This window comes from Pantoea sp. ICBG 985 (assembly GCF_002928365.1).
Taxonomy (GTDB): Bacteria; Pseudomonadota; Gammaproteobacteria; order Enterobacterales; family Enterobacteriaceae; genus Pantoea; species Pantoea dispersa.
Map to the genome: position 1 here is coordinate 428,189 of NZ_POWM01000004.1, position 8,885 is coordinate 437,073.

Here is an 8,885-nt window from a genome sequence, read left to right on the forward strand (position 1 = left end):
TGGCTTTTCCGAAGACAGCATATGGACGTTATTACTCACTATGGTTACCTCATGGCTGGGATGTTGGAAAACTGACTGCAATAATTTCTGACGCGGTACTGCCGCCGCCAGTGGCGGCACCCACTGAACGCGCAACAGTGATTTTATGCAGGTCGAAACGGCCATAGCCGTAATGGGAATGAGTCAGATCGCTGTCACTGTTTGAAGCGATGACCGGATACCCCTTTTCAGCCAGGCTAACCAGCATTGCCGCCAAACGCTGCTGACAGGCCGCATCAAAGTCTGCTGAGTGATATTTTGTGAAGCTGGCTTTACCTCGCTCAGGGTTATACGGCGGATCGCAGTAAACCACGTCGCCCGGCACTACCAGCTCAAGCGTTTCAGCGAAGTCAGCGCAGACGAAAGACGAGCGCTTACCCTTCTCAGCAAAAGCGCGCACCTCAGTCTCTGGAAAATAAGGGGATTTATATTTGCCGTATGGCACATTGAATTCGCCGCGCAGGTTGTAACGGCACATCCCGTTATATCCGTGGCGGTTCAGGTAGAGGAAACTAGCTGCCAGCTCAACGGATGAGGCAGCGCCATGATTCAGGCGATTACGTACGCAGTAGTAGAATTCCCCGCGCTGCGACTCACTGCCAACGCTGCCGGCAGCAAATAACGCCTCCAGCTTAATCAGCAAAGCATCGGTATGATGCGCCATCATGATGTAGGCATTTACCAGGTGATGATTCGCATCAGCGATCAGATACGAATCGTAATCGGTATTCATCATCACAGCGCAGGAACCGGCAAACGGCTCAACGAGTCGCTTACCGGCTGGCAGATGTTTAAGCAGCTCAGGCATTACGCGGACCTTGCTCCCGGCCCACTTCAGCGGCGGTTTTACTGCCATAACGCACCGCCTTTACCGTCAATAGCCTCGGATTCCTGGCGGATCAGTTCGACGATTTCGGCGGCTGACAGGTCGCTGTTCGCTGCATGAGTAGCCAGGCGATCAAGTCGGCCAGAGATTTTCGTGGCCACATCTTTACCCCCATCGATGCGCGCCTGTGTGCAAAGCTCCTGCACCAGTTCGGCGCTGCCGGCTGATGGCTTTTCAATGTCCTGACGGGTCATTTTCATGGTGTTTTCTCCAGCTCAGAGCGCACGAATCCCCGGCTATCCAGAGGAAAGCCGCAAAAACGTGCGCTTTATGATTAGTGTTTGGTCAGCAGGGTATTCAGAATTGCAGAACGAAAAGGCCGGTTGCGCACTTGTGATTCATTCGGCGCTGTCAGCAGATGCAGCTCAAAAGAGTTACTCCACCATGCCCGGATCATCGCAACGACTGGCGACGCCCCCAGAAAGCCCGAGGCAAAATACAATGTGCGGATTGCGCTGATTGCTTCTGTCTGTTGCGTGCGGCACTCAGCCTCACGGAAGGCGCGGCACCAGAACGCAGTGCTGGCAAGCAGCCACTGTGTTTTATCGTCAAGGTGAACCGTGTCATTAAAAACGAACTGTTTCAGTGCAACGGTAACGCCCTGATCGTCGCATTTGCTGATGAAGAATTTCGCGTACTCAGCAGTAACGCCCCAGTCGCGGAAATCCTCCATCAGCCCTTTTTTCTCGACAGTAATGATATTCATAACTTTTCCTCAATGTGCACGATTGGTTACGTGTTCGCGCAGCCGCTGCCGCGCCTGAATCAGTTCATGCGCAGGTGTACCCGGCACGGTTGGCACCGAACGCGCAGCGCGCAGCGCAGACGGTGAAGGTTTTTTCTCCTGTTGAAACGCCAGCGGACCCAGCACCTTGAACATTTCAACCATGCACTTAAGCCGCTGCAGGCCGCGCTTAATCTGGTGCAGCTCTCTGTTAGAAAACTCGCCCCATGAGTAGCGACAGTGACGGGCTTTGAGTCCAGCCGCGTGAAGGATAATCCCGCGCTGATGCTCGCTCAGCCGTTCCCAGATGCTGTGCGCCTGCGTACTGTGGCCAGACACCATCTGGCGAAGCACGCCCAGCCATTTCTCGTCATTTGCTTTCACGGTTCTCCCCCTGATTTTTACGGGTTAATGCAGGATTCCAGCGGCGGCCGTCTGGCAGCTGAATTGACCCATGGCCAAACGATGGCAGCTGCTGAACGGGTGACTGGCGTTTCAGGAAATTCACGAATACAAACATGTTCCACCTCACGCGACGATGCCGGGCATAGACGCGCTGACCACATCAACAGCAGCAGCCAGCACCGGCATGGTTTGGAAACGACTCTCAACGGAATAGACGAGCAAAGACAGGCTGCGGATCGCATCGCTGGCTTTGTCCAGAATCTGATTGCGGCGCGCAACGGTCATCTTTTCCGTTGAAACCGCTTCTCCGGCGATAGCGCCAACGCTGGCCACCGCGGTTAATGCACAAAACTGCATGTTTTCAGGTTTGGCGTTGTTGACCGGCACTGATGGCTGACAATTAAGCTGACGCAGCAGACCATCTAAAAGCGTCGGGTCTTCGGTGTGATCGATGATGGCCAGCAGTTCTGGCAGCGTAAGCTGATGCGGTTGGTCAGGATTCAGCTTGTTGCGTAAGGTTGCGGGCTGCATCCCAACAGCTTTAGCCAAATCGGTGATGTTATGCGCCAACGAAAACCGGCGGCAGGCACAATCAAGATAGTTGCGTACGGAAACTTTGTAATCGTACATGCTTCGCACCTTACGAATTGATAGCCTGAAATTACGCGTTAAGCGAAACGTTGCATTCGCTTAATGCCATTACGGTTAGGGCAGCCATGTTTACTTCAACTAAGCCCTTTTTCTGCGCGCCTTTTGGCTTGATAGGCAGCTTGCCGTAAGAAATCAGGTTTTCAGCAGTACTTTTAGACATGCCTGTGCGGCGGCAATACTCATCAAGAGGGATGTATGGATCAGGAATCACGATTGTAATGTTGGGACGCATAATGCAAACTCCTTAGGTTATGGATACGCCAATATCCATCAATATAAGCCATTATCTACAAACAGGAGTTAGGTTAGTTAGATAAAATCTACATGTCAACACCATGTAGACAAAATCTACACACCGAAAAATTATGGCAAGATTCAGACTTGATCCAGAAACAGATAGCGCCCCAGTACTTGATAGGGTCTTGGAGGCCTACGGCTACACTCATAGGCTTCAGTTAGCTGAACATTTGGGCATTGCTTCAAGCTCAATGTCGGCACGCTATAAGCGCGGGGGGCTGCCTGCTGACATAATGTTGAAATGCATTGCGGAAACAGGTGTCAACCTAGAATGGTTGGCTACTGGACACGGTAGGAAATTTGATGATGAAGAACTCGACATTCTCAAAATGCCAAGACGCAAAATTGTCGATGGCCAAATTTATGATGCTGGCATCTTCATGTTAGATAAAATTTCTTTTTTGCCCGGCGTGCCGCTACCGACTGAGCCAATTTGCATCCTCGAAGGTAATACCCAATCAATTGTCGATACCACATTCAATGAGGTTTATGACGATCAGTGGTTAGTTGAAATTGAAGGAAAAATCAGTATACGTACCCTCACTCGCATACCGATTCAAAAAGTAAGAGTTAGTGGTGTGGGAATGGCATTTGATTGCGGTTTAAACGATCTAAGCGTATTAGGCCGCGTAGTTCTAACGATTAAATAATATGCCTCCAAAAAAACTCAGCGACGGCCAATGGTTGGCAGATTTTTATAGCGTAAACCGGTCAGATGGAAAAAAAGGCAAGCGTGTCCGTAAAAAATTCCCCACTAAGGGCGAAGCTTTAGCTTATGAGAATTACATATTAAATAAAGTTGAAGAGTCGCCTTGGTTAGGTGAAAAGAAGGAAAAAAGGAAACTTACAGATTTAGTACATCTATGGTTCGATAGACATGGCATTACATTGCGTGATGGTGAAAAACGCAAAAGCGCTATGTTGTGGGCTGCGGAGTGTATGGGCAGCCCTTTGGCTAGCGAGTTTAACGCGCAACTCTTTACAGCTTACCGTGCTAAAAGGCTAGACGGTCAGTTTGCACGCACCAAACGGATTAGCCAAGTCTCTCCACGAACAATGAATCTTGAACACGCCTATTTCTTAGCTGTATTTAATGAACTAAAAAGGCTCGGAGAATGGACAGCCCCTAACCCTCTTGAGAATGTCCGCCAGTTCCGCACTGATGAAAGTGAAATGGCGTATTTAACTAATGATCAAATAGACGCCCTTTTGGCTGAATGCCGCAATAGTAGCGCGAAGGATTTAGAGACTATTGCAAAGCTGTGTTTAGCCACTGGTGCCAGATGGGGTGAGGCCGAAAACCTTAAGCGTAGCCAGCTTTCAGCAGGTAAAATCACTTTTGTTAAAACAAAAGGGAAACGTAACCGCACTATACCGATTGATTCAGAACTACTTAACGAGCTACCTAAAAAAACAGGCAAACTATTTTCACCTTGCTATTATGCATTTCGTTCAGCAATTGAACGGGCTGGTATCGAGTTACCCCCCGGTCAGCTAACTCATGTACTAAGGCACACCTTTGCAAGTCATTTTATGATGAACGGCGGCAACATTTTAGTCTTGCAAAAAATCCTCGGACATACCGACATTAAAATGACCATGCGATATGCGCACTTTGCACCAAATCACCTTGAAGAAGCACTACGACTGAACCCCTTAAAGTGTCGCAAAAGTGTCGCACCAACATAAGATTATTGGCTTATACTGGACTATATTGGCTCTATAAATTATTGATTTTGAACTATGTTATTGATTTTCTGTTGATTGCTATGGTTCTCATAATCGCTTGGTCGCTGGTTCAAACCCAGCAGGGGCCACCAAATTTAGTAATGTAAATCATGCAATTAAGCCACTTCTCTCTTGGTGGCTTTTTTGTTTCAAATTAATGTCCCCTTTTTGTCCCCCCACATTTTTCCTTTAACTTCACAATTGCATTTAAGAACGCCAAACTCAGTGAAACTTAAACACAGCTCTAAAAATCCGCATCCTGTAACCGCATCATTCCCCTGATCGTTGTCGAGCTTTACTGAATTGTTCAATTTTTTGCTTAACTACATCCGAGGAATGTGCATCAAGACGTTCGCCAAATGCCTCATCCGACCTTTTTAGAAGGATGATTTCTTTAGGAATAAATTCACTTCCCCCTTCTGTTTTGTCAGTTAATACTAGATTTTCGCCTTCTAACTTTACGTCAACAACTGCAAATAGATATTTTTTACCCATAATAATTTCATAGACATATCCAACACCCGACTTTCTAAAGGCATGTTTGTACCCTTCCAATAAGAAGTAATCAGTAATTTGTGGCGTTGCTCGAATAAAATTCCTGATAGCTGGAGTTGAAATTATCCCATCGAACTTACCATCATAAACATTCAAATCCATCGTTGTTTGATTATCGTTTTCTAACCATTCATTTGCTGAAATTGAACCTTCATTGTCACTTTCAGTTCGTGATGACCATGAGCCACTCATTGATGGTGTAGATAAATACCACTCCTCAACCAGATTATAGTTTTTCTTAACTAAATCCGAGTCTACTGTCGAAATTGTAAAAATAGCTCCAACAATAGCAGCTACGATGAAATACCATTTTTTAATTAATTCCATTCCCAAATCCATTTAATATTAGAATTACTGCATCATTTTAAATGAACAAGCCAGGTTTTTAAAACTTTGCCTATGGTAACATGTCAGAATATAACAATATCCTTTAGGTGTTACTACTTTTTTATTTGAACAGAACATCTCACGCTCCTTTATTTATAAAAAACATTTTAAATATTAATCAAAATGGAACCATGGTGAATAGTTTCTGAATCATTGCATTTCAAATAAACCTTGTGTAATATTTCTAACTCACACTCGTAATCAACGACGCCCTTAACAAAATCCTCCAGGCTTCCAGCTCCGCTTTTGAAAAAATCGGACTTAATCTTATTGCTTACACTTTCATCAATTGAATAACTATTATCATGTGACGCGTATTTAATTGCTAAAAAAATTCCATAATGAGCTATTGAAGTTTTAGGCTGAGATGATAACTCAATAAATCTCGCACTTTCGTTAAACTTATCTAATGAACGTGTATTGATGTTGGCATTGCGAATAAATGGGCAACGAAAGTTTGTTAGAGAAGTAATTACCTGCTTAACAGTAAAGCCCATTTCTAAATAACAGAAACACATTAGCAGCACTAGCAAACGATCACTTACCTGGGTTTCATGCGTTATATTATTATCATCACTAACTTTAATGTATTTATTACCATGTGCAATGTCATCACGAAAGCGCTTAATTAATTTAAAGTCTTCATCTGTGAAACCAATAACATCTTTCAGATCTTCATTCATTTTGGCCATCAAAAACCTATATTTCCCTTGGAATGTCCTCTCGAAAGACCTTCTCAATCCCATAATTCTTTCTTTGATTAAACCAAATACCTCACTATCAATATCACTTAGATTAACTGTAGATTCAAAGCTATCTAAAGTTTCCTTCATTTTAGTTTTTAGCTGATTGAATGTGTTTTCATCCATATATCCTGTTTTGGATGGCGTTGTGTGACTAGCAAACATTTCAAGAACAATTATTCTAGATAAGATCTGATATTCCCAAACGCCCCTATATTCATAAGAAGTTGGAAGTCTATTCCAAATTTCTCTAAATGAATCTTTTTTAAAATAATTTTTAAAAATGCACCCCCAAGAATCATCTCTAACAATATCAATATAACTCTTGAATGCATGGAACTTATCACTCAGAGGTTCTTGGGAATCTAATGCAGTAGGGAAATATAAACTTTTAAACGTTGCACTACTGGAACTCAGATAAGTATTAACGCTTTGTATTGAAATAAACACTCCAACTAATAAAGAAAAGAAGTTTCTAATCTCATGACAAAGTTCATTGGCCTCATTTAGCCCTAACAAACCATCATTTTTCTTCAGAATAATGCTATATTCTGTAATGACGCTGGTTTTCAAAAAACCTTCACTTTCAAAATCAATCCTTCGACTATTTTCAATACTATAGCTGACGCCCTTGAAAATGAATTCTTCACTGAATGAATCTATGCTAATATCGCAAGAGATAATATCCCCATCGTTCTTAAACGGTTGAACTTGCTCAAACCACGTTGATAGCCCTGTAAAAACGATTTCTAAAGTATCAAAATTAAGTTCACCATTTCCAAGAGAGACATAATTACAAAAAATCGTAAGGTCTCTAACGTCTACAGCGTGCAGTGTAAAACTAGCATTTGAATCCCTGTCTCGGCAAATTACATTATCTTGACCTGAGTTAATGTTTTTTAAATTTAAAGATAATTCTTTTGAAAATTCATCGAAACTTAGACGCGGAATACTCCCTTTACCAAAACTTAAAGTTCCAGTAAAATTTTCATCATTAATTGGGACGATGACTTTATATGTATGAAGTTTGAAGAAATTAACTGATTTATATGCCACTTTAATATCTCCTTAATTATAAACTAATTTTATCCCAGGGCGCATACGCAGCCTGCCACGCTTCATTCTTATTCGAAAATGGTTCATCTGCAATGCGCAACCATTCCAGCCTTCCATTCTCAACTTTTTTGAATCTTACATCCCAGAACTCACCGCGTGGCCAAAGCACGTATCTGTTATGTGGCCCCCACGCTTCATTCCAGATCACATCATCTGTAAGTTTTTCACAACGCGCCATAAACAAAAAAAGTGCGCCGTTGATAGAAATTTTCCTCATTTAGTTGGCCTCATACAAACCCATTTACTGTATATAATAACAGTAAAATTATTTCATGTTTTTCCAGTTTCCCTTAGTGCTCTGAAATTCCCCAACTCCCTGCCACTGTTGGGTTTTATTGGATAATAGCTTTTACCATCCGAGATCCATAAAAGATCCAACGAGCGACATAACTTTGAAAAAATCCTTTAATTTTATAGCCATGCGCTTTTATTGAGGTCCATCTAAGATCCACAAAAATGAAAAAAATGAAATCCCTTTCAAAGTTTTCAGTTGCGGAACTCCGACAGAAAGCCAGAAGCAGCGCGCTCAGCCGTATCGGTTTGTAGAAAAATAAAACTGAAAAATTTTTATGATGCAAAACCCGCAGGCGGGTGCGATTTAGCGCCGTTTTAGTCGGTGAGACGTTTATTTTGTCGGGCTGTGGCTGCACCAGCGCCACGCTGTGCGGGTGATCCATTTGAGGGTAATACGTCGAATGGTTGCGTCTGTGCGGCGCTCTGAAGGCGTTCTGTGCGGTCTGGTGACAGGCACAAAAAAACCCGCTGAGTTAGCGGGCTAAAAGTGATGGTGATTAACCTATGGCGGGCGAGTATTTCGCGGCCAGCGCCGTGGCCTGCGTGGCACACTGTCCGATTGCGGCACTGTTGGTTGGCTGCCCGGTAGACGGGTGCGTGAGGCCGCTAATAGCACGGCCCGGCTTTGGGCATTCGGCATGCTGATCGGCAATACCGACATGCACGCCGGTAACCTGTCATTCATCAGTCGCCATGGCCGTCCTTATCACCTCGCGCCAGCTTACGACATTCTGCCGATGGGCTTTGCGCCCAGAGCGGGCGGCGCCATCGTGAATACGCTGCGGCCTGCGTCCCTGCCGGAAGTGGTCAGCAGCGATATATGGCGGGAAGCGCTGGCTTTGGCGGAGGAATTTTTGTCGCTGACGAATAGTTGCGATGGCTTCTCCGATCGTTTTGCGCCCTGCCTCGCCGCGTTACAACAGCATCTGGATGAGGCCCGAGCACGCATCGCCCGACTCGGCTAAGCGCGTTTCCTGATTGATAATTCCTTCAAAGCTGCATCCTCGAAACTGGCGGTGATTAACCGCCTCGCACCCGATTTTTGCCCCCGCAACTTTGC

14 protein-coding genes are annotated in these 8,885 nt (G+C 44.6%); 3 read left to right on the forward strand and 11 right to left on the reverse strand.

Annotation, left to right across the window (positions count from 1 at the left end; translation table 11 throughout):
• Positions 1–49 precede the first annotated feature (49 nt).
• The 7 genes from C1Y42_RS14565 to C1Y42_RS14590 form a co-directional block, all read right to left on the reverse strand.
• Positions 50–895: a DNA adenine methylase gene (locus tag C1Y42_RS14565; protein ID WP_104093834.1), complete on the reverse strand. Its 846-nt coding sequence runs from the start codon at positions 893–895 to the stop codon at positions 50–52.
• Positions 886–1,119 carry a DUF2732 family protein gene (locus C1Y42_RS14570; RefSeq protein WP_370445708.1) on the reverse strand — a complete coding sequence of 78 codons (234 nt, stop codon included), beginning with the start codon at positions 1,117–1,119 and terminating at the stop codon, positions 886–888. The genes C1Y42_RS14565 and C1Y42_RS14570 overlap by 10 nt, the downstream gene beginning before the upstream one ends.
• Before the next feature lie 80 nt (positions 1,120–1,199).
• Positions 1,200–1,631 (reverse strand): hypothetical protein, encoded by a 432-nt coding sequence (locus tag C1Y42_RS14575; RefSeq protein WP_199188992.1) that lies wholly within the window; start codon positions 1,629–1,631, stop codon positions 1,200–1,202.
• 9 nt (positions 1,632–1,640) lie between these two features.
• Positions 1,641–2,033: a hypothetical protein gene (locus tag C1Y42_RS14580; protein WP_104093836.1), complete on the reverse strand. Its 393-nt coding sequence runs from the start codon at positions 2,031–2,033 to the stop codon at positions 1,641–1,643.
• Positions 2,020–2,169, reverse strand: a complete 150-nt coding sequence (locus tag C1Y42_RS23575) for a phage filamentation protein Fil family protein (RefSeq protein WP_158251403.1) — start codon at positions 2,167–2,169, stop codon at positions 2,020–2,022. The genes C1Y42_RS14580 and C1Y42_RS23575 overlap by 14 nt, the downstream gene beginning before the upstream one ends.
• Positions 2,170–2,177: 8 nt before the next feature.
• Positions 2,178–2,684, reverse strand: a complete 507-nt coding sequence (locus tag C1Y42_RS14585; protein WP_104093837.1) for a phage regulatory CII family protein — start codon at positions 2,682–2,684, stop codon at positions 2,178–2,180.
• A 31-nt stretch (positions 2,685–2,715) separates the two neighbouring features.
• Positions 2,716–2,937, reverse strand: coding sequence for an AlpA family transcriptional regulator (locus C1Y42_RS14590; RefSeq protein WP_063436777.1), 222 nt, complete (start codon positions 2,935–2,937; stop codon positions 2,716–2,718).
• Positions 2,938–3,070: 133 nt separating this feature from the next.
• Here C1Y42_RS14590 and C1Y42_RS14595 point away from each other — a divergent pair, with 133 nt between their 5' ends.
• Positions 3,071–3,652 carry a phage repressor protein CI gene (locus C1Y42_RS14595; protein ID WP_104093838.1) on the forward strand — a complete coding sequence of 194 codons (582 nt, stop codon included), beginning with the start codon at positions 3,071–3,073 and terminating at the stop codon, positions 3,650–3,652.
• 1 nt (position 3,653) lies between these two features.
• The gene (locus C1Y42_RS14600; RefSeq protein ID WP_104093839.1) at positions 3,654–4,691 is read left to right on the forward strand and encodes a tyrosine-type recombinase/integrase; all 1,038 of its coding nucleotides are present in this window, start codon (positions 3,654–3,656) and stop codon (positions 4,689–4,691) included.
• Between the two features lie 309 nt (positions 4,692–5,000).
• Here C1Y42_RS14600 and C1Y42_RS14605 read toward each other — a convergent pair whose 3' ends face one another.
• The 4 genes from C1Y42_RS14605 to C1Y42_RS23580 all read right to left on the reverse strand — a co-directional run bounded on the left by C1Y42_RS14605 (position 5,001) and on the right by C1Y42_RS23580 (position 8,208).
• A complete protein-coding gene (locus C1Y42_RS14605; RefSeq protein ID WP_104093840.1) occupies positions 5,001–5,612 on the reverse strand; it encodes a hypothetical protein in 612 nt (203 codons plus the stop codon).
• A 167-nt stretch (positions 5,613–5,779) separates the two neighbouring features.
• The gene (locus C1Y42_RS14610) at positions 5,780–7,471 is read right to left on the reverse strand and encodes a hypothetical protein (protein WP_104093841.1); all 1,692 of its coding nucleotides are present in this window, start codon (positions 7,469–7,471) and stop codon (positions 5,780–5,782) included.
• Between the two features lie 16 nt (positions 7,472–7,487).
• A complete protein-coding gene (locus C1Y42_RS14615; protein ID WP_104093842.1) occupies positions 7,488–7,748 on the reverse strand; it encodes a hypothetical protein in 261 nt (86 codons plus the stop codon).
• Positions 7,749–7,863: 115 nt separating this feature from the next.
• The gene (locus tag C1Y42_RS23580; RefSeq protein ID WP_158251404.1) at positions 7,864–8,208 is read right to left on the reverse strand and encodes a hypothetical protein; all 345 of its coding nucleotides are present in this window, start codon (positions 8,206–8,208) and stop codon (positions 7,864–7,866) included.
• A gap of 255 nt (positions 8,209–8,463) precedes the next feature.
• On the opposite strand from C1Y42_RS23580, the gene C1Y42_RS14620 reads away from it, so the two are divergent.
• A complete protein-coding gene (locus tag C1Y42_RS14620; protein WP_104093843.1) occupies positions 8,464–8,790 on the forward strand; it encodes a HipA domain-containing protein in 327 nt (108 codons plus the stop codon).
• Positions 8,791–8,885: the final 95 nt, after the last annotated feature.

What these genes read in the sequence shown, in the direction of transcription:
- C1Y42_RS14570 (WP_370445708.1), bottom strand. Translation starts at nt 1,119, where the DNA reads ATGACCCGTCAGGACATTGAAAAGCCATCAGCCGGCAGCGCCGAACTG.
- C1Y42_RS14590 (WP_063436777.1), bottom strand. Translation starts at nt 2,937, where the DNA reads ATGCGTCCCAACATTACAATCGTGATTCCTGATCCATACATCCCTCTT.
- C1Y42_RS14575 (WP_199188992.1), bottom strand. Translation starts at nt 1,631, where the DNA reads ATGAATATCATTACTGTCGAGAAAAAAGGGCTGATGGAGGATTTCCGC.
- C1Y42_RS14605 (WP_104093840.1), bottom strand. Translation starts at nt 5,612, where the DNA reads ATGGAATTAATTAAAAAATGGTATTTCATCGTAGCTGCTATTGTTGGA.
- C1Y42_RS23580 (WP_158251404.1), bottom strand. Translation starts at nt 8,208, where the DNA reads ATGGATCACCCGCACAGCGTGGCGCTGGTGCAGCCACAGCCCGACAAA.
- C1Y42_RS14585 (WP_104093837.1), bottom strand. Translation starts at nt 2,684, where the DNA reads ATGTACGATTACAAAGTTTCCGTACGCAACTATCTTGATTGTGCCTGC.
- C1Y42_RS14620 (WP_104093843.1), top strand. Translation starts at nt 8,464, where the DNA reads ATGCTGATCGGCAATACCGACATGCACGCCGGTAACCTGTCATTCATC.
- C1Y42_RS14600 (WP_104093839.1), top strand. Translation starts at nt 3,654, where the DNA reads ATGCCTCCAAAAAAACTCAGCGACGGCCAATGGTTGGCAGATTTTTAT.
- C1Y42_RS14595 (WP_104093838.1), top strand. Translation starts at nt 3,071, where the DNA reads ATGGCAAGATTCAGACTTGATCCAGAAACAGATAGCGCCCCAGTACTT.
- C1Y42_RS14615 (WP_104093842.1), bottom strand. Translation starts at nt 7,748, where the DNA reads ATGAGGAAAATTTCTATCAACGGCGCACTTTTTTTGTTTATGGCGCGT.
- C1Y42_RS14565 (WP_104093834.1), bottom strand. Translation starts at nt 895, where the DNA reads ATGGCAGTAAAACCGCCGCTGAAGTGGGCCGGGAGCAAGGTCCGCGTA.
- C1Y42_RS23575 (WP_158251403.1), bottom strand. Translation starts at nt 2,169, where the DNA reads ATGTTTGTATTCGTGAATTTCCTGAAACGCCAGTCACCCGTTCAGCAG.